Source organism: Brucella sp. TWI559 (assembly GCF_039674265.1).
GTDB classification, from domain to species: domain Bacteria; phylum Pseudomonadota; class Alphaproteobacteria; order Rhizobiales; family Rhizobiaceae; genus Brucella; species Brucella chromiisoli.
Genome location: NZ_JBDJNE010000017.1, coordinates 20,993 through 44,447, shown reverse-complemented (window position 1 = coordinate 44,447; position 23,455 = coordinate 20,993). Strand labels below are relative to the sequence as shown.

The window sequence follows — 23,455 nt, the reverse complement described above, 5'->3', positions numbered from 1 at the left end:
ATTGGTAAGTTTTCAGACGTCAACTGTCGAATATAATTTAAATTTTTATACAGTCGTTCCGGCTTTATCGATTTTTCCCCGTGAAATATCTATAAACAACTAAAAAATATCAATCACTATAGAAGTTTTATGTATTGAAAATATTCAATTAATTTACGTATTCTAATCATGTATTTTAAATATTTATTAGTTTAAATTGAAATTATATCTAATTATTTAACATATTTGCTTATTTAGTGAAATAGTCGATTTTGTTAAATATTCAGACACCGGTTTTGTATAAGAGAGTTGAGCGCAATAGCCGTGGGGAATAGTCCTGATGTTGAGCATTCGTAATGGCAATGACAGGCTCTTTATTGCGCTCGCGGCCATTCTGGGAATTTTAATTACTCTTATGCTCGGCCAAATTGAGCTGGTGCGTCTGTCTTATGCTCGACTGAATGATTATCGCGATAACGTGCTGTCCAATGCAGTTGATGTCGCCCATGATGGGCGCAATACGCTTGCTTTAATCAATAGCAGTGATCGCGAACCGTGCTCGGATGAGGATTTAACAGAAATCCGCCGTCTTGCATTTAAGGCACCGTTTTTACGCGATGTTGGGCGTGTGGAAAACAACCGGATCATCTGTACGGCGCTCTGGGGGCGTTTCTCTCCGCCGGAAGTTTTGCCGCAACCAGATCGCGTGGTGGATAATGGACATCATTTGTGGGCGAATGCATCCAATATAGGCAAGCACTCCGGCAATGTGGATATGGTCGCGAGGGGATCAGCCATCGTCTTCACATCGCCGATTGCATTCGCTCTACACGAGAAAGCAGATGCAAATTTGAGTGCACATGTGATCAGCCGCGACGGCCATTACATCTATCGTTCATTTGGTGATGGTAGTCATCTGCAGACGGATATGCCGCACCAGCTTGCATGGTATGATTTAAGGTCTCGCCGTCTTGTTTCGCGATGCGATGACGATTTTGATATCTGTGTGATTGCAAGTCTTACCGGGGTCAGCGTGTTACAGCAGCCGGTTGGCGTATTGCTGGCGATTGCAGGCTTTGGGGCACTGGTTGGTGGAGGAGGGGGGCTTGCTGCGGTTCGCTGGCGGCGGGGATATGCATCACTGCCTCAGCAGATAAAGCGGTCAATTGCTACGGAACGCATGAGTGTTGTTTATCAGCCACTGGTAAGGCTGCATGATGAGAAAGTGATTGGCGCTGAGGTGCTGGCGCGCTTGCTTGATGATCTCCATAACTCCATTTCACCGGACGTTTTCATTCCGATCGCCGAGAAGCTTGGTATCATCGGGGATGTAACGCGTCTTATCATACGCAATGCGCTGAAAGAGATGGAGCCTTTTCTGAAAAATAATGGCAATTTTTATTTGAGTATCAATGTGTCTGCGGAAGATGTTCTCGACACTGAATTGCGTGTTTTTCTTGAAAATGAAGTGAAGCGCCATGGCTTGTCACCATGCCAGATCATTTTGGAAGTGACGGAACGTTCAACGGCACATCATAGCCATCTCATTGAAAAGATGAAGTCGTTTCGAGAGAGTGGTTACGAGTTTTTCATTGATGATTTTGGAACAGGCTATTCCAATCTCGCTTATCTGGCAAAGCTTCCAATCAGCGGTATTAAGATCGATAAAATGTTTACGCAGGCAATTGGAACAGAGGCAGTCAGCGCTGAAATTGTCGAGAATATCTGTAGCATTGCGCGCCGCCTCGACTTGAAGATTGTTGTCGAGGGGATCGAAAAGCCGGAGCAGGCCGCTTATGTGTTAAAGCTCCACCCGGATGCTGTCGGTCAGGGTTGGCTGTTTGGACGCCCGGTGCCAATTGCTAATTTCAGTCTGAAACGAGGCAAAGAAAGCTGACTGGCTATGGCGATTGAATGCTCTGAGTTGTTAAAGGTTTCAACCGGCGCACAGTGTTGGTGTTCAACGGTGTCGCGGGCTGGTCAAATGGAAGCGCGGGAAGATTTCCATATTGAGATAGTCTTCATCGAAGCTGGAAATTTGCGTGAGGGCTGGCTTGTTGAGAAATTCAACAAGATTGTTGCGAAAAGTCAGCAAGCCATCGCTACGCAGCTCCCGTAACATACGGTTGATATGAATGGCGGTTAGCCCCAGTGCATCGCCAAGCTCTGTCTGGGTGAGGGGGCAAAAAAAGGAAACCGCATTGCCCGTGCCGTTCAAACGCGCGCGATGCCCGAGTTCAAGCAATAGATGCGCCACACGTACCAGCCCGCTGCGCCGTCCGATGCTGATGACATGTTCAACAAGAATGGCGCGCTGTCGCGCCATCAGCTCTATAAAAGTCATGGCCAGGCGCGGCGATTTCACAAGACATTCCGTCAGGTGGTCGAGAGAAAGTTCAAAAACGGACATTTCGGTCACCGAAATCAAAGTGTAGTAATTAAAGCCGATGCCCGTGCGGAAGCCCAGAAAATCCCCTTTCATGGGAAAGTCGAGTATCTGGCGATCTCCATCGGCCAGATCACGATAGATGCATCCCCAGCCGCTCTTGATAATGTGAAGCGAGTTTGCCCAGTCGCCCTGACTGCTGACGATGGTGTGGGGTGGATAGGTTTTCACCAATACGGGCAGCGCACCAAGAACGTTAAAGTCGTTTTCTTCAAAAACCGCACCAATTGGCGGGCTCTCCAGAAAATGGCGCAGTGTTTTTGAATCGTCAACATTCACAATCATTGGCATTCGTCCTGCCGCCGCCCAAAAATTGGAGATTGCTTCTTTAGCGATTCGATTTTTAGTGATCGTTTGGGGGCCGAAGCGCTTCCATAAATGTCAGCGAGCGCTCCTATTTTGACAAGGTAGTAATTTCTACCACTAATTGCGTATATTTATAATATTTCCCTAAACCATATTTCACGTAATTGCCTAATCTAGGTTAATGACACTGTTTTAAAATTCGGGCAATCTTCTAGGTAACAAAATAAAAAATAAGAATTGATTACGAGGTTTAAAATAAACCTCTCGGAAATCATAAACAGGTGGCCGCTGCGCTTAACTCATTGCGTTTTAAGAGCAATGAATCGTGCGCTTAAAAGGGGCTAGAGGGCAAAAAGATGAACGTTTCTCCGAGTTTTAACAGCAGAACCAGTGAAAATAATAATAAAAGCCAGGTTATCGCGAAAGATTCATCATCAAAGTCAGCAGATTCTTTTGATGGTATTCTACCGTTACTTGTTATCATCGATAACCGTGCATTGGACCGTGAATGCCTTGCACATGGGCTCAACAACCACAGTATTGAAATGTCGATTGCCACGTTCAGTTCGTTTGAACAATGGCAGCATCAGCGGCGTGGACGCACTGTCCGCGCGGTCCTTTTCAACATTGGTGGTCAGAAGGTTTCGGACCCTGCGGTCGGCAATTATCTCAACCGCATCGTCAATGATTGCGGACCCGCTCCGGTGATTATTCTTGCGGACAAAGAAGATATTTCGCAGGTTCTCAAAGCGCTCGATTATGGTGTCAAAGGGTATATCCCGACCTCTGTCAATGTGAATGTCTGCGTGGAAGCGCTGCGGCTTGCCATGGCTGGCGGCACCTTTGTTCCTGCCAGCAGCGTGCTGGCTCTTCGTCACGCGACCGACCCCAATTCGCACCGGCTCCAGCCTCTGGGTGGTATGTTTACCCTGCGTCAGGCGGAAGTGGTCAATGCGCTGCGTCGCGGCAAGGCGAATAAGATTATTGCGTATGAGCTCAAGCTTCGTGAAAGCACGGTCAAGGTCCATATCCGCAATATCATGAAGAAGTTGAAGGCGTCCAACCGGACAGAGGTTGCCTGCATTATCAACGAGATGTTCCCTTCGGAAACATCCTTTTCCGATCTGCAATAAGCGTCGACCGTCCCCACCGCACAATCTTAACCAATTGTTTTAACGCGCTTCTTACCCGAAGATCATTTCGGATGCCTCGGGCTGCGCTTTAAAGGAGATTTCTTGTGATCATCTCCGATGTTTCATCAGGGAGTGCGCGTCAGCCGCTGGCTGAGCTGCTTGAAACCGTAAAACGAAGAAAACTCTTGCTGATCGTCCCTGTCGTGGCGGGAGCATGCATCGGCTTTGCAGGTTACCTCACGGCACCTGTCAGCTATGTGTCGGAATCGGTACTGGTGCTCGATATGCGACGCGTGCAGGCGCTTCCAAATGAGAGCGCGATTACACCTTTGCCGCAGGACAGCCCGGTTCTGCGGTCTGAACTTGATATTATCAGTTCGCGCATGATGGCACGCAAGGTTATCGACATTCTGCAGTCCGAAAATATTTTCGTACCGACGGAGTTTCGTTCGCGCACGGTGCTTTCTTCTGCGGCACACAGTGCGACGCAGGACAGGGGCGCGCGAGACGTCGATGCGGTTGCGCGCGAAAGGCAGCGCATTGATCTTCTGCTTTCTCGTTTGCGCGTCAACAATGATGGGCGTTCCTATACGATTTTCATTTCTTATCGCGCATCCGATCCGGTTTATGCGGCCCAGGTCGCCAATGCTTTTGTGACGGCTTATCTTGAACATCAGATTGATGTGCAGCAATCGGCTGCGCGACGTGTCAGTGAATGGCTCGGCGAAAAGCTTGTGACATTGCGCAGCAATCTTGAAGATGCCGAGCGTGCTGCTGAAGATTTCAGACAGAAATCGCGCCTTGCCGGTGATCCGGGCCAGATCAGTTTTCAGGCGCAGCGGGTCGCCGCATTGAACACCGAAATCGTGGCTGCAACAGGTGCGGTATCGCTTGCCGAAGCACGGCTTCGTACAGCAGAGTCTCTTAAAAACAAAAATGAAGCGCCAGCCCTGACCGAGGTTCTGGCGTCGCCTGCCATTCAGTCCCTGCGCAACGAACAGGCGCGGGTCGAGCGCCAGCTGGATGAACTGCGCTCAAACGGCGCCTTGAAGAGTGCTGAAATCCCGGTTCTTGTAGCGGAGCGTGAGGCGCTCAAGCAGCAGATCACCGCGCAGGTTGATGAAATCACCAAAAGTCTCGGCAATGAAATTCAGATTGCCCGGCAACGGCGCACAGGGCTTGAAGCCGCGCTCAGGAGCGCTGAGGCAGAACTGGGCGAGGCCAATAAGGCGCAGGTCAAAGCCGTGCAGCTTGACCGTGAAGCCAATGCAAGCCGCACGGTCTATGAGAGTTATCTTACGCGTTACAAGCAACTCATCGAGCAGGACGGCATTGCGGTGCCCGAAGCACAGATGATTTCGGCTGCCGAACCCGCCATGGCCAAAGCCAGCCCCAATCTTGCAAACTGGCTGTTGCTGGGTTTGGGGCTTGGCGCAATGGTATCGCTCGTGGGTACTGTATTGCGGGAGACCTTCGACAAAATTCGTCCGGCACAAACCGCTTCCTTTACGCTGCCCGGAATTCCGGCTGCAACTTTGCTGCCGCTTTCTAACCAGCTGACTGTGCCGCTTCTCGTCAACCGTGGACTTGATCCGACCAGTGCTTTCGGACGTGCAATAAAATCGGTGCATGATCGTTTGCGCTTGCTCACGCGTGGCCGCGATTCACTGGCTCTTTCCGTGGTGTCTCTCACTGAGAATGAAGGGAAAACGCTGCTTATAACAGCACTCGCCCAACAATTTGCGGCATCGGGTGTGGCCGTCGCCGTGATCGATGCCACCAACCGGCATTCGCGGCTTTCCGAAGCGTTCGGGCTGCCCGGAACTGGCTATGGGGGCGTTTCAACGGATCGCCAGATTTCAGGCGCAACGCTTATTCATGATCACGGTTCGGGGATCGACATCATTACGCCGGGCGATCATCTGCGGGAGGGAGATTGGCTTGCAGAACTGATTTCTCAATTGCGTGCGGATCACAAGATTATCCTCGTCGATCTGCCTGCCGTAATGGAAGACAAGCGCGCGGTTCTGCTCTCGCGGGCAACCGATACCACGCTTCTGGTCGTGCAACCGGGGCACAAGGATCAACATGCAAATCATGCGCTGATCCAGACAATGGCGGCAATGGGTCGCAAACCTGCGCTTGCTGTGGTGAACCAGGTTTCGACCTCCTATCGAAGCTGGATCAATATTGTCTGGGCTTATTGCCGACCCATGGGCAGACGAACAGGGGCATTTCTGCGCGCCGCAATAAAGCGGCGCAACAGAGCTACTGATAACGCCCAAGATAGGGCCTGAGGGTTCAAAAATGCTAAAGAGATCAAGCATATCCAGACACGCTCGTTTGATGGCGCAATTCCGGGCGACGATGCTGTCAGGCTTTATCATTCTTGGTGTGGGCCATGTCGTGCACGCACAAACGGAGGCACCAGCACAGGCTTATCGCGTGAGCCCGAATGATGTTTTGCAGGTGACCGTTTATGGCCAGCCATCGCTCACCGGGCTTTATCCTGTCGATGTGGACGGCAATATTGGCTATCCGGTGGTTGGAAATATCAATGTCAGCGGCCTGACAACCCCGCAGATCAGTGAAAAAATCGGAAGCGTGCTTTCACAACACATTCCGGGACTGACCGTGACGGCGACGATCAATCAATATGCGCCGGTTTTCATCGTTGGCGATGTGAAGGCTCCGGGGAAATATGAATTTCGCCCGGGAATGGTTGCGCTTCAACTGATGGCGCTGGGTGGCGGGGCTGGCAAAGGCGAAGCGCCTGCGGTGACAGCGGGCATGCAGCTTATCACGGCGCAACAGGAATATGCCGATTTGCAAATGCAGATCACCACAACAAACATCCGCCGGGTGCGTCTTCAGGCCGAGCTTAACGGGGTTGATTTTAAATATGACCTGCCGGATCAACCGGGTGGCAATAAACAGGCGACTGCGCTGAGTCAGCATATGTTGGATGGTGAAAAGACCCTGTTCAATGTGCGTCGCAGCAATCTGGCGGCGGAGCGTCAGGCACTGGAAGCGCAGGTTGCAAGCTATGGCGACGAAATCCAGACGCTGCAGCAAAGTATCAAGCTTCACGATGCAGAAATTCAATTGCTGCAAGAAAATGTTGAATCAAGCAAATCCCTTGTTGATCGTGGACTGGCTGCGAAATCCAATCTTCGCGATATGGAACGCGATCTTTCGGCAACCCGCCGGGATGCACTGGAACTGGGATCGTTTCTGGCCCGTGCAAGACAAAATCAACTCGCAGTTCAACAGCGGATCGCCAATCTGGAAGAAGTGCGCAAAAGCGAGGCGGCAAACAGTTTGCAGGAACTGGATCTTAACATTGCGCGTATGGAATTGCGTGCCAATGCACAACTTCAAACCATGGCTGAAATTGCCAAGTCATCTGGTAATATTTCATCGTCAGATATGCGCCGCAAACTGGTCTTCACCATCAGCCGCAATGTCAGCGGCGCCTTTGAAGATATTGTTGCCAATGAACGCACCGAAATCAAACCCGGTGATATTCTGCGCGTTGAGCTGGATATGAGCCAATTAACCGGTTCACCGTCATAACGCACTGATTTGAAAATCACTGAACCAAAAGGCGCTTCACATTCATGAAGCGCCTTTTTAATATTTGGTGCGGAGCCTTTCACGCTGCGATGGACGCCGCACCGTCTTTGACCCAGGCTTGATAAACCTTTGCAATGCCATCTCTGAGGCGAATATTCGGCTTCCAGCCCAGCGCATGCATCCTGGACGTGTCCAGAAGCTTGCGCGGGGTTCCATCGGGTTTGCTCAGATCATGGTCCAGCCTGCCTTCAAAACCCACAACATCAGCGATCGTCAAGGCAAGCTCGCGGATCGAAACCTCTTCACCGGAGCCGATATTTATGGGCTCAATGCTGTCGTTGAATTGCAGTAAATGCACACACGCATCCGCAAGATCATCGACATGCAGAAATTCGCGCAAGGGCTTGCCACTGCCCCAAAGCGTGATGTGATCGTAACCGTTGATCTTTGCTTCATGAATGCGGCGCATCAGTGCCGGCAAAACATGAGACGTGTTGAGATCGAAATTATCGTTCGGCCCATAAAGATTGGTCGGCATGGCGGTCATGAAATGATTGCCAAACTGCCGCGAACAGGCTTCCGCATATTTCAATGCCGCGATTTTTGCGATGGCATAGGCTTCATTGGTGGGTTCCAGTGCCCCCGTTAGAAGTGCGGATTCGGTGAGCGGTTGTTGCGCATCGCGGGGATAGATGCAGCTTGATCCTAGCCAGAGCAGGCGCTTCACATTTGAGACATGGGCCGCATGAATGACATTCATGCCGATGGCGAGGTTGTCGTAAAGAAAATCTGCCGGATATTCAGAATTTGCGAGAATGCCCCCGACCCGAGCCGCTGCAACAATGATAACATCGGGTTTGTGATGCGCAATAAATTGCTCCGTCGCACTCTGCCGCGTCAGATCAAGATCGTGATGCGCAATGGTTATGAGGTCACAATCCTCCGAATGAAGACGTCGCAAAATTGCCGACCCCACCATGCCGCTGTGACCGGCAACGAATATTTTCTTGCCCGACAGCGCATAGACAGGTCGAGGCATTTCATTAGCCATAGAAATCATTGCGCCCAGCCTCCCGCATGATGTTGCGCATATCCCAGTCAACCATTTCGGTGACGAGATTTTCAAAGCCGGTGGTGTGCTGCCAGCCAAGCCGGTTCTTTGCCTTGGAAGCATCGCCCAACAGAAAATCAACTTCGTTGGGGCGGAAATAGCGTGGGTCGATCTCAATCAGGCATTGCCCGGATTTTCGGTCGAGGCCGATCTCGTCAACGCCATCGCCATGCCATTCGATGTGCTTGTCCACGGCTTTGAACGCGTGCTCAACAAATTCACGCACCGTATGGGTTTCGCCCGTGGCGAGCACATAATCATCGGCCACATCTTCCTGCAAAATGCGCCACATGCCTTCAACATAATCGCGGGCATGGCCCCAGTCGCGTCGCGCGTTCAGATTGCCAAGCCGCAATTTGTCCTGAAGCCCCCGTTCGATGGCAGCAACCGCGCGTGTGATCTTACGTGTCACGAATGTTTCGCCGCGCAGTGGGCTTTCATGGTTGAACAAAATACCGTTTGAGGAATGAAAGCCGTAGGCCTGGCGATAATTAACTGTCGTCCAATAGGCATAAAGCTTTGCGGTGGCATAGGGACTGCGCGGCGCAAACGGTGTTTGCTCGCTCTGGGCATCGGGCGAGCTGTTGCCGAACAGTTCGGATGTTGATGCCTGATAGAAGCGGCATTTATCGCCCAACCCCAGAATGCGCATGGATTCAAGCAGACGCAACGTCCCCAGTGCATCTGCATTGGCCGTATATTCCGGCGTTTCAAAACTCACCTGAACATGGCTTTGTGCACCAAGATTATAGATCTCGTCGGGACGCACTTCCTGAATGACACGGCATAGATTGGTCGCATCGGTCAGGTCGCCAAAATGCAGCTTGAAGCGGATCTCCTCCTCATGAGGGTCTTGATAGAGATGGTCGATACGCGAAGTATTGAACGAAGAAGACCGCCGTTTAAGCCCGTGCACCCGATATCCCTTGTTGAGCAGAAGCTCACTGAGATAGGCGCCATCCTGTCCAGTCACGCCAATGATGAGAGCTGTCTTTTCCTGCAAGGTCTTTCCTCCGACCAGAGTTTGATACAGCCATGATAGCGATTTGAGCGCCCGGCATAACGGCTTCAAAACGGTATGTGAGGCGCTTTCCATTCCACTTAGGATGAGCATGACAAAGCGCGGAACATGCGCTGTATCAACCAAAGAAGTAGGCATCTCGCCTGCGGAGTATGTTTCCTATGCGATTGGGCTTCTTGCGGTATGGGAGAGGGTATCGCCATGGTGTTGGCAACCGAGCAACAGGAAGCCAAAATCATGCGTGTCGTGCTTGCCAACCGGTATTTTTATCCCGATCAATCTGCGACGAGCCGAATGGTGACAAGTCTTGCGCATGAACTGGTGCGCGAAGGTGTTCAGACGACGGTTCTTGCCAGCCGCAGCTATCACGATAAAAGCAAAGAGACATTGCCCGCACGTGAAACGATAGACGGTATCGATGTGCACAGGATTTGGACGTCGGGTTTTGGCCGCAAAAAGCTTATGGGACGTGCGGTCGATTACGCGACATTCCACCTCTCCGCGGCCGCATGGTTTGCGACCCACGCCAAAAAAGATGATCTTTGCGTGGTCTGCACAGACCCGCCTTTGCTTTCGGTATCAGCGGCGCTGCCGATCCGGTTTCGCAGCGCACATCTTGTCAACTGGGTTATGGACCTGTTTCCAGAAACGGCCATTGAACTTGGGTTGATGAAACCCAAGAGCGTGTCGGGCAGGCTTGCGGTTGCTTTGCGCAACTGGTCGATGCAGCAAGCAGCGCTAACGATCTGCCCGATTGAACGCATGGCGCGGTTTTTATCAGCCAAAGGCATTGCTCAAGAAAAGCTGGCCGTTGTTCATCACTGGGCCGACAAGAACGAAATCCTGCCGGTCCGTCGCGACGAAAATACATTGCGGCATGCATGGGGCCTTCAAGACAAATTCGTGATTGGTTATTCGGGAAATTTTGGCCGGGCGCACGAGTTTGGCACTGTGCTCGATGCAGCAGAACAGCTTCAAACGATCCCTGATATTGCATTTCTGATGGTCGGCGAGGGGCAGCAACGCGGCTATGTCGAGCGCGAGGTGAAGCGGCGCGGATTAACCAATGTTATCATGAAGCCTTTCCAGCCCGTCGAACAACTTTCAGAGAGCTTGAGCGCGGCGGATGTGCATCTTGTCTCGCTGAAACCCGCACTTGAACATTGCATTGTTCCCAGCAAGTTCTATGGCGTTTTAGCTGCCGCACGCCCAACGATTTTCATCGGTGATCCTGAGGGTGAAATAGCCAATGTCGTGCGTGATTTTCACTGCGGTCTGTCGCTCTGTCCGGGTGAGGTGGAGATGCTGGTAAGCGCGGTGCTGCTGCTGCGAAACTCGCAGATCAATCGCAACGCGATGGGCAACAATGCCCGTTATTTGATGGAGACGGCCTATTCAAGAGAGATCGGTGCGGCTGTCTGGCAGTCCGCTGTCGGACGCATCGGCAAGAAAAGCGGGTTCACGGCGATGCCTGTTCTCGACCGCCCGTTTCACGCGGAGAAACTGTGATGGATGGCTCGTTTGTTGTCAGTCAACTCGGCGCGCGTATGCACTATGCTGTACCGCGCATTTTTGCCAGTCATCAGAAACTTGCGCATTTTTATACCGATATTTGCGCGCTTCAGGGGTGGCCGCGATTGTTAAATGGTCTGCCCTCATCGGTGTTGCCTGCATCGGTGCGACGGCTGATCGGGCGCACGCCGCAGGATATTCCGCAGGACAGGATGACGACCTTCCCAAGTTTCGGCCTGCATTCAGCGGTCCGCAGGCTTTCGCATCAGACCGGGCCACAATCCACCGCCAATGCGATCTGGGCAGGTGAAACATTTGGCAAACTGGTTGCAGCAAGCGGATTTCACGGAGCCAGTGGGGTCTATGCCTTTAGCGGTGAAGCCTATGAATTGTTAAGCGCTGCAAAAAAGCAGGGTCTCTATACGGCGGTCGAACAGATGATTGCTCCGCGTGGCGTTGTGGACCAACTGGCCTGCGAAGAAGAGATTTTAAACCCCGGTTGGCAGCTCTCAGTTGCGGATGACGTAAACGCCGAGGCATTTGCTGCCAGAGAAAAGGCGGAATGGCAGATCGCGGATGCCGTGATTTGTCCTTCAAACTTTGTCGCAAAGCATGTCATTGAAGCGGGTTGTGCATGCGAGAAAGTGATTGTTGTGCCGTATGGGGTCGATGACCGTTTTTTGATCGGGCCGCGCCAGCGCGAACCGGGACCATTGCGGGTTTTGACAGTGGGCGCTGTGGGTTTGCGAAAAGGCTCGCCCTATGTGGGCGCGGTTGCACGAAAACTCATCGGGCAAGCACAGTTTCGTATGGTGGGGCCCATCGATATTCAGCCGGCTGCACAGGAAAAGCTTGGCAATGTGGTTGAACTGACTGGCCCAATCCCGCGCAGCGAAATGCGCGCGCAATTTCAATGGGCCGATGTGTTTTTGTTGCCATCGCTGTGCGAGGGTTCGGCAACTGCCTGCTACGAGGCATTGGCTGCGGGGCTTCCGGTTATTTGTACTGAAAACACCGGCAGCGTCGTGCGCCATCGAACAGATGGGTACATTGTGCCTATCCGCGATGTTGATGAGACTGTCGAAATTCTGCGCGAGTTTTCGGACAGTCCCGCAACCCTCTCCAGAATGAGCGTCAATGCCCGTGAAAGAGCACGTGATTTTACGGTCGTTCGCTACGGCGAACGGCTGGTTGAAGCCTTATCTCACTATTCAGCAGGGGCTGCTTCATGAATATTGTGCATGTGATAGGGTCTTTTGATCCCGCCAAAGGCGGTCCGCAGGCCGTTGTCGTGCGTCTGGCTGCGGCGCAAGCCGCGCTGGGACATGAGGTAACGATTGTCAGCTATAGCGACGACGAGGTGAATTACCGTGCATCGAAGGCGACCGCTACGATCCCTGACTTTGCCAAGGTGCGGACATTTCTGCTGCCCATGCCGGATATTCGGGAAAAATTGCTGGGGAGCCGCGCATCAAAGGCGATGACGGCGCTTATATGCGCAGCAGATTTTGTGCATATGCATGGCGTTTGGGAAACCAACTTATTGAGAGCCGCGATGCTTTGTCGGCGTTATGCGGTGGCTTATTGCATATGCTGTTGCGGGATGCTCGATCTATGGAGTATGCAGCAAAAATCATGGAAGAAGCAGCTCGCCTTAAAGCTTGGTTTTCGCAAAATGCTCAATGGTGCAGCCTTCATTCACGCACTTAATCAGGACGAAATCGACCTGATGCGGCCATTGGGATTGAGGCCGCCCGCAATCATTATTCCAAACGGCATATTCCTCAATGAAGTTGAGGGCGGTGAAGGCGACAGGGCTGGGTTGCCTGATCGGCCTTTTGTGCTTTTTCTGTCCCGGTTGCATTATAAGAAAGGTCTCGACATTCTGGCTGATGCTTTTCGTCAGATCGCGCCTTTGTTTCCTGAAATTGACCTCGTGGTTGCAGGACCCAATGGCGGTGCGGAATCTGAATTTCGCCAAAGCATTGCTCAGGCCGGTCTTGAAAATCGCGTGCATGTGACCGGTGGACTTTACGGTCCGGCAAAGATTGCAGCACTAAAAAATGCTGCCTGTTTTTGTCTCCCCAGCCGTCAGGAAGGGTTTAGCGTTGCGATTACCGAAGCGCTGGCCTGTGGCGTGCCGGTGGTCATCACCGAGGCCTGTCACTTTCCGGAAGTCGCGCAAGCAGGCGCTGGTGTTGTGTGTAATCTTTCCGCTCAGGATGTTGCAGCCGGGTTGATTGCGATCCTTGAAAATCGGGATCTTGCGGGCGCGATGGGCGCTGCTGGCAGCCGTCTGGTGCGTGAGAATTATACCTGGCCGCGCATTGCCCTTCAGACCATTGATGCCTATCAAAACTGTAAAGTGTCCAACAAAGGGAGCGTTTCCGGTTTGGGCAGGCTCAACTCAGTTGCGTCTGCATAAGTTTTATCTCTTTGTTTTTCCCCATCATCTCACGCAAAGCCGCTTCGTACTTTTGCTGGAATGCTTTAACTGGCTAACTTCCGCCGTGCACGGATTGGCTTTGCGGGATTGCCGGCATAAACCATCCATGGTTCCATATCGCGGAAGCTGACCGCCCTTGCACCCAAAACAGCACCTTCACTTACCGTTACACCCGGTCCGACGAAAGCTTCGGCGGCAATCCATGCGCAAGCCCCAATCACAATGGGAGAGGCGGTCAGCGGAAAGCCGTGCTGATCGATGTTGTGTCCTGCCGTGCAAAGATGTGCGCGTTGCGAAACAATGGCATAGGGCGCAAGCGTGACGGGCGCAACATTGTAACAAAGTGCTCCCGGTCCAAGCGAAGAATGTGCATCCATCACCAGATTTTTAGGCCACCAGATGCGCACGCTGCCGCGCACAATAGCTGTTTTGTGGATGGAGGCGCCAAAAGCGCGCAATATTGCCCCGCGCCAACGCCAGAGAAAAGACGGCGTCCATGCTGCCAGCATAAGCCATGTCACCTGCCAGCAGAGGCGCTGCAAACGGTGGTTGAGCGTGAAAGTCGCTCCTCCCTCCATGGGGCGGGAAGATTCCTTGCGACCGCTTATCGTGATGTGGCTGTCTGATCGCGATGCAATGGACATTGATTTCATCCTTTACATGAATTGCGGAACTGTCGGAGTGTGTTGCAAAGCGGTTGGCAGGCTTACCGAGCGGTTGTGTATGCGGCAAAGCCATAAAACCGGAATGAGGAAGATCGCCATATGAATCCATACCGGAATAACCCAGTCTGTCTGATGTGAAATGGCATGCATAGCTGGCACAATGGACAGCATGTAGATCAATTGTCCCAGCATTTCGCCCGCCATTGCGGTTTCCCAGAGCCGTCTCATGACCCAGGCCAGAAGCAAAAATTTAAACGCGCCAAAATACCAGAAGGATGCAAAGGCATCCACCAGGCCTGTTTCAGTGGTGCCGGTGAGTGGATTATAATCGCGGCTCGGTTTGGGCGTGTCGAACTGGAGCGCTTCTTTCAGTTTTGCGCCGACAAGCTGTGCGGGAACAAACGTAAAAATTACGCGGTTCCAGTGAAATTTGCCATAATCGAATTCAAGCCGCCGGTCGATTTCGTCGATGCGCTGCACCGCATTGCGCATTTCGAGACCACCACGCTCCAGCGTCTCGGTAAAGTTAGCCGCATAGTCGATCTGCATGATGTCATCGAGAACGAAGCCCGAGGCCGCACGCGTAATCTGGCGATAATCGCCCATGCTTGTCATCAAAAACGTACCTGCGAGAATCCCCAGCGCCATCAGAATGCGCGGCACGACCAGTCGATGGTAGAACCAGAAAGGCAGCAATATCATCAGCAGAAGCTGAATCGCTTCGGCGCGCTTGCCGGTTACAAGAATGCGGTCAAGATAGAAGATGAGATCGAAAATGATGATGGCGAGAGCAAGCCATGAAGGGCGGCGTGCAAAGCAAAGCAGGGCGATCGCAAGGCCATAGGGCATGAGCTGCGCAAAGAAGAGATAAACAACCGGCATACCCGTCATTTGCATTCCGATGGATATATCGCCGGGGAGGCGGCTTAACAGGAAATAGAAGACAGCCCCGAAGGCCGACAGCAGCACGGCTGCCCATATCAGCCGCCGCTCGCTAAAACTCATACGAAGCATCCCGATAGGGCGGTTGGTCATGCGCCAGCCCAGAGCCAGCATTAAAAGCGACAGTATGCCCATGAGCATGGTTTTGGCATAAGCGCCCGATGGCAAAAATGGATCGTGCATTAGTGCCGGGATCTGCGGCAACAGGAAGCCGAAAGTCATCACGCCTGCCAGAAACGGAAACTGATACATGCGTTCTGCTTTAAACAGCAGACCGCCTGCCAGAAACCATGCGACCAGCCCGACAAAAATCCATGTAAGCGATATGTTCATCCGCTGCTCCCGGAGAGCGCACAGAGATTGGAAGCGTTGAACGAGGTCGCGTCCGCCACAAGGTCTGAAAGATAAATGCGGCCAGAGGCTAAGTACCAGCCAAGTTTTACATATTCTTTTGCGATAAGCTCCATATCAGCAGAGGTGGTCGGAAAACCGACTTGCCTGCCATCGCCGCCAACAGGGGCCGAGCTGAAATGCATTTGCGGGCAGACGGCGCGAAAACTCGCGATGGCCCGGCGCGAATGATACCAGTTTGTAACGATAAGGGCCTTTTTTGCGTGTATATCGCGCATGACGTGTGCTGAATAAAAGGCATTCTGCCAGGTGCTTCCCGAACGGCATTCGATAAAAATCGCCGAAGGGTTCACGCCATCGCGCACCATGATCTGCTTGTTGAAAAGACAGTCACCATCGCCGGTGATCAGAATATAGGGAGAACGGCCTTCTTTCCAAAGTCTTGCTGCCTGTGCGGCGCGTGGCGGACCGTCGCCGCCGGGTACAACAATGACATCTGCCCGGCTGCCGTCATCCTGCAATGTCAGCAAAGGTTCTGCATAGAACATTGCAGCAAGCCCGAACAGAACGGCACAAGGAAAGACAATGAGCAGCATCATACCATACGCCGTTCCGGTTCATTGCTCTCAGCACCATGCCGGGCGGGCGTTTCTGCCCTCACACGCAAGAGGTTGCGCCGCTGCTCCTCCATCTTGATGATGATCATAAACTCATACGCCGCGAGAAGCCGGCAATAGAGATAACCCGGCTTTCCATCGAGAAACCCGCGCCGCACCAGATACATATAAAGAAAGCGCAGCGAGGGCCGGAAAGGCATGTGATAAGAGAGCGATTTTAGGGCGCGCCGACGCCGTTCCGGCGTGCTTGATAATAAACCGCCCCAATCAATCTTGCGCTCAAGCAGGCGATTGGATGATAGATCAGCCTCTGCCGATGAATAGCGATTATGTTTGTCGTACCAGGCCTCAAGCCCCTTGTTAAAACTGTAGTGGATGAAATGGGCCTGTAACGCGCCTTCCGGGCCGCCGCTGGCGCGTGAATGCACCGAGCGCTCGAAACGCACACGATCCGGGCGCACCAAGCGCGTAATCCATGTTGGATAAAGACTTGCGTGCTTGATCCAGCGTCCCATGAACATGTTTTTGTAACGCGCCTTGAAAAAGACCTCTGGTCGCGTCGGATCGGATGCGATCGCCAGCATCTCGTCGCGTAAATCTATGGGTGTTATTTCGTCTGCATCGGGTGTGTAGACCCAACTATGTTTGAACTGGATTTCGGTAAGACCATACATGCGCTGCCGGTCTTCCGTGTCATAGCATCGTTGAAAAATCCGCGCGCCTGCGGCTTCTGCAATTTCCACTGTGCGGTCGTCACTGAATGAATCAAGCACGACAATATCATCGCACCAGTCAAGTGAGGCGAGACAAGCGGGCAGATTGGCCTCTTCGTTCAATGTCATGATGAGAACGGAAACACTCATGAAGTTGCCTCTGGGAAAGTGATGTTGGCTTTTGCTGGCGGGGCGGCTTCCACCGCAATGGGGCGTAGCGTTCTGTTGGTGCGAAGCACGAATGCACTATGCGCAATGGCTGGCAGAATGAGCGCTACGAGCATTGACCATGCCGGTATTTCAAAACGTATGGCTGCATAGGCTGCGGCACCGGCACAAAAGTTGAGCGCCATGATAGCCATTGCGCTCTGGCTGTCGGAAAAGCCGTTATCAAGAAGAAGGTGGTGCAGATGCTGCCGGTCTGGAGAAAACGGACTTCTGTGTGCCGCAAGCCGCCGCACGATGAGGCTGAGCGTATCGATGACCGGCACAATGACCACCCATATCAGGATCGGAAAGGCAGTGGCTACGTGCATGTCGGAAAGGATGAGGATTATACCGGCAAGGGCCGCGCCCAGAAACGTGCTGCCGCCATCGCCCAGAAAGAGGCTGGCTTTTGCGCGCCATGGATGACGCATGTTGAAAACAAGGAAGCCGATACAGGCTGCCGAAAGCGCTAAGCTCTGCACCCCGATGCGGTTTTCCGTAATGCTGAAGCTGATCACGGCAAGCCAGAAAAAAGCAGCCGCACTTGCAGATCCTGCCAGGCCATCCACACCGTCGCTCATATTGACCGCATTGACGACACCAACCACAAAAGCAAGCACCAGAACCACGAAGAGTGGTCCTGTGAGAACCTGCGTCGCTACGGCGTCCATGACACCGGAAGAAAAGCCGAGATGGACTTGTGTCAGCCCAGCCATGCCGATCATCATGAAAGCGGCCAGCACCTGTATTGCAAGGCGGGGTGCAACAGGCAGGTTAAACTTGTCATCCAGCACGCCGGTTACAAGGATCAGAAAAAGGCCGGGCAGCAAGAAACTGGCATTGGCTGATCCCGTCATGGCGGGTGTCAGAAAAGCGGCCGCTGAAAATGACAGGAAAATCGCAATTCCGCCGCACAGCGGAACGTGACCGTCATGTGTTTTACGCGTGTTCGGGATATCGATGAGATGCCATTCGCGCGCTAACCCGCGAAATCCCAGACAGAATGCAACCGATAAAGCAAAAGCCAGAAGCGTGATCCAGAAAAGGCTGATCATGTTTCCTCCCAAGCACATGCAAAATTAACACGAAGTCAATTTTTAACGGCTCAGACGGGCACCGGCGACTTGGCTATAAAGTGCTGCCCATACTCCTTTCAGGTAAGGGTTAACACCAAGGGCCACATTTCCCATGGGCTGCAAATGTCTATTCTTGTGCCATGCAGTAAAGCGGCCTTCGCTGCTTTTGCGCCGTCCGGGGGGTAGAGTGTTTTGAAAACAAACCCACAGATCAGCATAAAGCCCTGTAACAGGAGCATGTCATGAGTGGACGCCGCCGGGGCATTCTCATGGCAGCCCTCGAACAATATGCAGGCCTGCTGTTTAACTTTCTGACGGTGATTGCTGTTTCCCGCTTTTTAGGTCCTGCGCAAACGGGTGCTGGTGTTGTGGGCCTGAGTATCGGCGCGATCGTCTTTTCTTTTCGCGAATTTGCCAGCCCCGAATTTCTTATCCGCATCGACAAGGTTCGGGATCACGACATCAGAACCTCGATGACTTTTTTGATGATGGTCACGCTTGTTTTGTCAGCGGGGCTTTATCTGGCGCGGGAATATCTTGCCGCGTTTTATCATGAGCCATCGCTTTTGCTTTTCCTTGACATCACAATCCTTGCCGCGCTGGTCGAAAGTCTGTCATTGCCTTTGGTGGCGCTGTTGCGCCGCGAAATGGCATTTGGAAGACTTGCCCGTATTCGCACTGCCGGATCAGGATTTGGCGCTGCCGTCACCATTGCGATGGCCGCTCTTGGCTTCGGGCATATGTGTTTTGCATTCGGCTTGCTGGCCAGCGCATTGATGACAACTGGTCTTGCCATGGCAATCTATCCGCCAAAACACCTGCTGCGTCCCTCCCTTGCAAGCATCCATACGGCGTGGCGTTTCGGCATTTATCTGGGAGGCAATGCGGGTTTGAACAAAATCTGCGAAACCTTCCCGCAGCTTATGCTTGGACGATTCATGCCGATCGCATCGGTTGGTATTTATAATCGCGCCAATACATTGAGCGGATTGCCGGATCGCATCTTTCTGTCCGCGGTGTTTACCGTGGCGTTTCCGATGCTTTCGGCACATGTGCGCGCAGGCGGCGATGTCAGCCGCGCCTATGTCCGCGCTTTGTCCTATATTTCTGTGGTCTATTGGCCTGCACAGGTTTTGCTCGCACTTCTGGCTTATCCGGCGGTGCAAATTATTCTAGGATCGGGCTGGACGGAAGCAGCGCTGATTGTTTCCATCACAAGTCTTGCAAGCCTGTTCTGGTTTCCGGTTATTCTGACATATCCGCTTCTGATGGCGCTTGGTGCCAACCGTGAAGCGTTTGTATCCAATCTTATCTCCAGATTGGTTGCGACAACAATTTTATGCCTCGCCGCATTCCATGGATTGTTGGCTGTGGCATTAAGCCAGTTCATCAGCCTGCCATTTCAGATGGTTGTTGCTGTTGTTTATGTGCGAAAACATGCGCCCTTCTCCTATCATGTTCTGGGAAAAGAACTGATGAAAAGCGCACTGGTGACGATATTGGCCTTGTCTGGCCCGCTGCTTCTGGTCGCAATGGATGGGTTTAGTCTTGAAATGCACTGGTCAAGGGCGCTGGCTATGGGCGTCACTGCGCTCGCAAGCTGGTTTCTGGCATTGTTTGTGGCACGCCATCCTTTCAAGGAGGAAGTGGTGCCGGTTTTGCGCTGGCTGCTTGGAAGATTTGCAAGCCGTTTCAGCGCGTCAAGACACCTTTCTGAACCTGCAGAGTGAGCCGTTGATGAGCAATCTTCCAACGATTGATGTCGTCATACCAAGCTATAATTATGCACGTTACCTCACGGCATGCAGCAACAGCGTGTTGTCTCAAACCGGCGTTGATTTGCGACTCTTGATTATTGACAACGCATCCGAGGATGACAGTGCAGATTTGGCCCGCGATCTGGCGGCGCATGATACGCGGGTCGACCTGCTGTTGCGGTCAAAAAATGTCGGGCCGCATGCCTCCTTCAATGCTGGGATTGATTGGGCGCGGTCTGATTATTTCCTGATTTTGTGTGCAGATGATCTGCTTGTTCCCGGCGCGTTGGCGCGTGCAGTCTCTATGCTTGAGCAATATCCTGACATTCATCTCGCGCACGGCGCGATTGAGAAAATCTCGGAAAACGAGAAACCGCCGCACAGACTTCCACATATTGGCAAGGGAAACTGGAATATATGCTCAGGCGCCGATTTCATCACGTTCGCCTGTAAACATGCTTTTAATCCGGTTTATGGTCCAACGGCTGTGGTGCGAACGTCAGCGCAAAAAGAGGCTGGCTATTATCGCCCTAAACTCCCACACACAGATGATCTTGAAATGTGGTTGCGGCTGGCTTTGCTGGGTGGCGTGGCCTCAACTGACAGCGTGCAAGCCTATGTGCGTGTTCACTCCAAAAACCAGTCTGCAAATGTTGCTGGCATTATGCATTGGAACAATGAGTTTGAAGACGCTTTTCGCTCATTTTTTGAAAATGAGGGTATGACCTTCCCCCAGGCGGCGCGGAATTTTATGGCTGCTCGGGATTGCCTGACAAAGCGGGCTTATTGGTCGGCATTGTCCAGTCTGGTCAGGGGAGAGAAGGGGGGCGCATCGCTCATGGCTTGCGCGTTAAAACGTCATCCGTCGATGGCCGTTATGCCGCCTATTGACTATCTGTTCCAGCGTCGGCAGCGACGTTCACAATTTGCGCACCTGAAGCAGATCGACGCGTAACATCTCTTCCTGATCGGCCAGCTGCTCACGGTAAAGCTTCACACCGTCTTTGACCGTTTTTGCAAGCTCTTCCCTGCGGCTGAACATAGTATCGATCTGGGTGAGCAATGTCTGCGGATGAAAATTTTCAATGTGATGGCAGAACTCGCGTAAGCCCGTGTCAATCAAAAGCGCGTCGTTTTTGCGTGCATAGCCGATTGAAATTGCAGGTCTTCCCATGGCGAGCGCGGAAACGATATTGTGGTATCGGCTGGCCACGACGATGTCGGTTTTGGCAATCTGCTGCATCAGATCATGCAGCGAAGCGACCGGCTCAAAAATGACTTTCTGTGCAGTGGCTGGCGGAAGGCGCTGTAAAAGATCATGAACGGCCTGGAGATCGCCTTTGTCGCCGGTGAGTAAGCGCACCTGTCTCCCATCAAGCAAGAGTTCGCTGATCAGTTGGGTCATCTTGTTGAGATAGTGATCGTAAATCGCCTCCCCATCGCGGGCGTGTTTTTTCCAGCCCTTATAGGTCATGACGCCCAGCCCAACGCGCTGGTCGGCATAGTTGCGCAATTCATCTTCCGGTGTCGGCAGCGAAAAAGCGATGTCGGCGCTGATACGGTCTTTACCGGTGTTCACACCCAGCGATTTCATGAAATCATAGGAAACCTGATCGCGATAGGACCGATAGGTTGCCATTTTGGATGCTCTGCGAAGGAACCATCGGCTCAAAGAATGTGTGACGGGACCAGCGCCGATTGAGACAAAAGCAAATCGTGTGCCTGCAAGTTTTGCCGCGACAGACCAACGCAAAACCGCAAAAGGCCAGCCAAAGGGATTTTCGTTAAAGTCATCAAGGATACCCGTTCCGGGAACGATGATCAGATCCATGCCGCTCGCAAGTGAAATGGCTGCGAAAAATCCGCTCAGGCGGCGCGGCAGCTGTAACAGAGCTTTATTGAGCACCCGAAAGAACGCGTTGTCTGATGCAGGCTGGCCGACCGGAACAGCCTCAATCTGAAACTTTTCTTCAATAATGTCCGGTCTTGAGCAGATGCATATGAATTGCGCGCCGGGGCAGTTGCGGTTCAACAGCTGCAGCATCGCTTCAAGCGATCCGTCATTGCCGGTGTTGCCGGAGCCGAACTGACCGAAAAGACCTATTTTCATAAAAAGTGTCTCCAGCTTCCTTTTGAAATTAAGCCTGTATGCGATTTTGCGAAAACTGGCAGAAGGGTGAAGCCCATCCTCTTATGTATGAAGCGATGTACCCCTCATAGACACACTGCGTCATCGTGGAATTTCGCTACACTGTGAAGCGGTATATCAAACGCCCCCCGATATGCCGGAGTGAGGCTTCGAGGGATTTGTTCCCTCGAAGTCTTCAACCAGGGGCAAGGGTGACGATCGTGAAATGTGCTTACTTTGTCCGTCCCCATATCGGCGGGACATACTCGGTATTTACGCGACTGAGCGCGTCGCTCAGACAGGCGGGTGTTGAACTGCGCTGGCTGGCAGCAGGAAGTGCCGGAGAGACGATGAGTCTTCCTTCTGCCGATCAGGGCTTGAGTGATGCCTTGCGCAAAGGCGATGCGATAGACCGCATGGGCGTTCTTGATGAGGAAACCCGGGCCAGACGCATGATCGCTTTTTTGCGCGATAACAATTTCAAGGCTGTTTTTGTCAACGTCTTGTCCAGTCGCTTTGAAACCAATCTCGTGCGTTATCTACCAGACGATATTCTGCGCGTGATGATCGTGCATAATATTACGCCCGGTACTTATGCCGCCGCACGCGAAATCCGCGATCATGTTCATGCAACAGTGGGTGTATCCAGACGTTGCCGCGATGATCTGGTCAACCATTATGGTTTTGATCCTGCGCAAACGCTGGTAATTCCGCATGGGCTTAACAGGACGGTTCATAAGCCAAATCGCCGTATCCAAAGCGATCATTCCGAGCCATTGCGTTTGCTTTATCTCGGTCGCATTGAGGATAATTCAAAAGGCGTCTTCTGGTTGCCCCATATTCTGCGCGAACTCAAATGCGACACGGATCTGACAGTGGCAGGTGACGGTCCTGATCTTGCAGAGTTACGCCATCGGCTTAAGAGTTTTGGCGATAGGATTCGCTTTACAGGCTGGGTTGCGCCATCCGATGTGCCAAGGCTTGCCAGCCAGCATGACGTGATGGTGATGCCATCGCGGTTTGAGGGTTTTGGACTTACGTTGATTGAAGCGATGAGCGAAGGCTGTCCCGCTGTCGTTTCGCACATCGCGGGTGTCACTGATGGTATCGTGACAGACGGAGAAGACGGATTTTTGTTTCCCGTTGGTGATTTTAGAGCTGCGGCGCGCCATATTGATCATCTTGCAGAGAACAGCGCGTTACGCGCCAGAATGGCAGAGGCCGCGTGCTTAAAAGTGGCGGACGCCTTCGACAATGATGTGGTGGGACGCACTTATGCCGGGCTTTTAGAAAATCTGGTGCAGAGGCCCCCAGCCATTGCACCCGCTTTACCGCTGTCACAATGGAAAATGCCCACCGCATTGCATTCAAGCCTGCGCAGCCGACTGCCCAAGCCCGTCAAGAACTGGCTCAGGCAGATGAGAGAACGCCTGAATACCGCACGCCCAGCAGTTTAAAAAGGGAGAGGG

The 23,455-nt window shown here is 52.6% G+C and carries 19 protein-coding genes; 10 read left to right on the top strand and 9 right to left on the bottom strand.

Annotation, left to right across the window (positions count from 1 at the left end; translation table 11 throughout):
- Window positions 1-319 precede the first annotated feature (319 nt).
- Complete coding sequence (locus ABE530_RS16705) at window positions 320-1,876, top strand: EAL domain-containing protein (RefSeq protein ID WP_499695263.1); 1,557 nt, start codon at window positions 320-322, stop codon at window positions 1,874-1,876.
- Between the two features lie 63 nt (window positions 1,877-1,939).
- On the opposite strand, the gene ABE530_RS16700 is transcribed toward ABE530_RS16705, so the two are convergent.
- Entirely contained in the window at window positions 1,940-2,710 is a 771-nt protein-coding gene (locus ABE530_RS16700; RefSeq protein WP_499695262.1) for a Crp/Fnr family transcriptional regulator, read from the bottom strand.
- Between the two features lie 377 nt (window positions 2,711-3,087).
- Here ABE530_RS16700 and ABE530_RS16695 point away from each other — a divergent pair, with 377 nt between their 5' ends.
- The 3 genes from ABE530_RS16695 to ABE530_RS16685 all read left to right on the top strand — a co-directional run bounded on the left by ABE530_RS16695 (window position 3,088) and on the right by ABE530_RS16685 (window position 7,440).
- Window positions 3,088-3,864: a response regulator transcription factor gene (locus ABE530_RS16695; RefSeq protein ID WP_499695261.1), complete on the top strand. Its 777-nt coding sequence runs from the start codon at window positions 3,088-3,090 to the stop codon at window positions 3,862-3,864.
- Window positions 3,865-3,968: 104 nt separating this feature from the next.
- Entirely contained in the window at window positions 3,969-6,161 is a 2,193-nt protein-coding gene (locus tag ABE530_RS16690; RefSeq protein ID WP_499695260.1) for a GumC family protein, read from the top strand.
- A gap of 10 nt (window positions 6,162-6,171) precedes the next feature.
- Window positions 6,172-7,440: a polysaccharide biosynthesis/export family protein gene (locus tag ABE530_RS16685; protein WP_499695259.1), complete on the top strand. Its 1,269-nt coding sequence runs from the start codon at window positions 6,172-6,174 to the stop codon at window positions 7,438-7,440.
- Between the two features lie 79 nt (window positions 7,441-7,519).
- On the opposite strand, the gene ABE530_RS16680 is transcribed toward ABE530_RS16685, so the two are convergent.
- A complete protein-coding gene (locus ABE530_RS16680; RefSeq protein WP_499695258.1) occupies window positions 7,520-8,500 on the bottom strand; it encodes a GDP-L-fucose synthase family protein in 981 nt (326 codons plus the stop codon).
- Window positions 8,484-9,554 (bottom strand): GDP-mannose 4,6-dehydratase, encoded by a 1,071-nt coding sequence (gene gmd, locus ABE530_RS16675; RefSeq protein WP_499695257.1) that lies wholly within the window; start codon window positions 9,552-9,554, stop codon window positions 8,484-8,486. The genes ABE530_RS16680 and gmd overlap by 17 nt, the downstream gene beginning before the upstream one ends.
- A 255-nt stretch (window positions 9,555-9,809) precedes the next feature.
- On the opposite strand from gmd, the gene ABE530_RS16670 reads away from it, so the two are divergent.
- Genes ABE530_RS16670 through ABE530_RS16660 form a run of 3 tightly spaced genes read left to right on the top strand, consistent with a single transcriptional unit; the run spans window position 9,810 to window position 13,509 of the window.
- Window positions 9,810-11,081: a glycosyltransferase family 4 protein gene (locus tag ABE530_RS16670; protein WP_499695272.1), complete on the top strand. Its 1,272-nt coding sequence runs from the start codon at window positions 9,810-9,812 to the stop codon at window positions 11,079-11,081.
- Window positions 11,081-12,316, top strand: a complete 1,236-nt coding sequence (locus ABE530_RS16665; RefSeq protein WP_499695256.1) for a glycosyltransferase family 4 protein — start codon at window positions 11,081-11,083, stop codon at window positions 12,314-12,316. The genes ABE530_RS16670 and ABE530_RS16665 overlap by 1 nt, the downstream gene beginning before the upstream one ends.
- Window positions 12,313-13,509 carry a glycosyltransferase gene (locus ABE530_RS16660; RefSeq protein ID WP_499695255.1) on the top strand — a complete coding sequence of 399 codons (1,197 nt, stop codon included), beginning with the start codon at window positions 12,313-12,315 and terminating at the stop codon, window positions 13,507-13,509. Before ABE530_RS16665 ends, ABE530_RS16660 begins: the two co-directional genes overlap by 4 nt.
- 65 nt (window positions 13,510-13,574) lie before the next feature.
- Here the strand turns inward: ABE530_RS16660 and ABE530_RS16655 are convergent, their stop codons facing one another.
- From ABE530_RS16655 to ABE530_RS16635, 5 genes are read right to left on the bottom strand one after another with little or no spacing between them, the layout of a single operon-like run.
- Window positions 13,575-14,174, bottom strand: coding sequence for an LbetaH domain-containing protein (locus tag ABE530_RS16655; protein ID WP_499695254.1), 600 nt, complete (start codon window positions 14,172-14,174; stop codon window positions 13,575-13,577).
- A 12-nt stretch (window positions 14,175-14,186) separates the two neighbouring features.
- Window positions 14,187-15,470, bottom strand: coding sequence for a hypothetical protein (locus ABE530_RS16650; RefSeq protein ID WP_499695253.1), 1,284 nt, complete (start codon window positions 15,468-15,470; stop codon window positions 14,187-14,189).
- Window positions 15,467-16,084, bottom strand: coding sequence for a YdcF family protein (locus ABE530_RS16645; RefSeq protein ID WP_499695271.1), 618 nt, complete (start codon window positions 16,082-16,084; stop codon window positions 15,467-15,469). Before ABE530_RS16645 ends, ABE530_RS16650 begins: the two co-directional genes overlap by 4 nt.
- Entirely contained in the window at window positions 16,084-16,968 is an 885-nt protein-coding gene (locus ABE530_RS16640; protein ID WP_265986446.1) for a glycosyltransferase family 2 protein, read from the bottom strand. Before ABE530_RS16640 ends, ABE530_RS16645 begins: the two co-directional genes overlap by 1 nt.
- Entirely contained in the window at window positions 16,965-18,080 is a 1,116-nt protein-coding gene (locus ABE530_RS16635; protein WP_499695252.1) for an MraY family glycosyltransferase, read from the bottom strand. Before ABE530_RS16635 ends, ABE530_RS16640 begins: the two co-directional genes overlap by 4 nt.
- A 263-nt stretch (window positions 18,081-18,343) precedes the next feature.
- Here ABE530_RS16635 and ABE530_RS16630 point away from each other — a divergent pair, with 263 nt between their 5' ends.
- Window positions 18,344-19,831 carry an oligosaccharide flippase family protein gene (locus tag ABE530_RS16630; protein ID WP_499695251.1) on the top strand — a complete coding sequence of 496 codons (1,488 nt, stop codon included), beginning with the start codon at window positions 18,344-18,346 and terminating at the stop codon, window positions 19,829-19,831.
- A gap of 7 nt (window positions 19,832-19,838) precedes the next feature.
- A complete protein-coding gene (locus ABE530_RS16625; RefSeq protein WP_499695250.1) occupies window positions 19,839-20,813 on the top strand; it encodes a glycosyltransferase family 2 protein in 975 nt (324 codons plus the stop codon).
- Here the strand turns inward: ABE530_RS16625 and ABE530_RS16620 are convergent.
- Window positions 20,778-21,968 (bottom strand): polysaccharide pyruvyl transferase family protein, encoded by a 1,191-nt coding sequence (locus ABE530_RS16620; protein ID WP_499695249.1) that lies wholly within the window; start codon window positions 21,966-21,968, stop codon window positions 20,778-20,780. The two genes, ABE530_RS16625 and ABE530_RS16620, sit on opposite strands and share 36 nt — an antisense overlap.
- Window positions 21,969-22,207: 239 nt before the next feature.
- Between ABE530_RS16620 and ABE530_RS16615 the strand changes: the two genes are divergently transcribed.
- Entirely contained in the window at window positions 22,208-23,443 is a 1,236-nt protein-coding gene (locus ABE530_RS16615; RefSeq protein ID WP_499695270.1) for a glycosyltransferase family 4 protein, read from the top strand.
- The last annotated feature ends 12 nt before the right edge of the window (window positions 23,444-23,455 follow it).

Bases quoted from the DNA above. Each gene is read 5' to 3' on its own strand.
- ABE530_RS16645 (WP_499695271.1), bottom strand. From the start codon at position 16,084: ATGCTGCTCATTGTCTTTCCTTGTGCCGTTCTGTTCGGGCTTGCTGCA.
- ABE530_RS16695 (WP_499695261.1), top strand. From the start codon at position 3,088: ATGAACGTTTCTCCGAGTTTTAACAGCAGAACCAGTGAAAATAATAAT.
- ABE530_RS16665 (WP_499695256.1), top strand. From the start codon at position 11,081: ATGGATGGCTCGTTTGTTGTCAGTCAACTCGGCGCGCGTATGCACTAT.
- ABE530_RS16700 (WP_499695262.1), bottom strand. From the start codon at position 2,710: ATGATTGTGAATGTTGACGATTCAAAAACACTGCGCCATTTTCTGGAG.
- ABE530_RS16660 (WP_499695255.1), top strand. From the start codon at position 12,313: ATGAATATTGTGCATGTGATAGGGTCTTTTGATCCCGCCAAAGGCGGT.
- ABE530_RS16670 (WP_499695272.1), top strand. From the start codon at position 9,810: ATGCGTGTCGTGCTTGCCAACCGGTATTTTTATCCCGATCAATCTGCG.
- ABE530_RS16680 (WP_499695258.1), bottom strand. From the start codon at position 8,500: ATGATTTCTATGGCTAATGAAATGCCTCGACCTGTCTATGCGCTGTCG.
- ABE530_RS16625 (WP_499695250.1), top strand. From the start codon at position 19,839: ATGAGCAATCTTCCAACGATTGATGTCGTCATACCAAGCTATAATTAT.
- ABE530_RS16640 (WP_265986446.1), bottom strand. From the start codon at position 16,968: ATGAGTGTTTCCGTTCTCATCATGACATTGAACGAAGAGGCCAATCTG.
- ABE530_RS16620 (WP_499695249.1), bottom strand. From the start codon at position 21,968: ATGAAAATAGGTCTTTTCGGTCAGTTCGGCTCCGGCAACACCGGCAAT.
- ABE530_RS16630 (WP_499695251.1), top strand. From the start codon at position 18,344: ATGAGTGGACGCCGCCGGGGCATTCTCATGGCAGCCCTCGAACAATAT.
- ABE530_RS16655 (WP_499695254.1), bottom strand. From the start codon at position 14,174: ATGTCCATTGCATCGCGATCAGACAGCCACATCACGATAAGCGGTCGC.
- ABE530_RS16635 (WP_499695252.1), bottom strand. From the start codon at position 18,080: ATGATCAGCCTTTTCTGGATCACGCTTCTGGCTTTTGCTTTATCGGTT.
- ABE530_RS16685 (WP_499695259.1), top strand. From the start codon at position 6,172: ATGCTAAAGAGATCAAGCATATCCAGACACGCTCGTTTGATGGCGCAA.
- ABE530_RS16705 (WP_499695263.1), top strand. From the start codon at position 320: ATGTTGAGCATTCGTAATGGCAATGACAGGCTCTTTATTGCGCTCGCG.
- ABE530_RS16650 (WP_499695253.1), bottom strand. From the start codon at position 15,470: ATGAACATATCGCTTACATGGATTTTTGTCGGGCTGGTCGCATGGTTT.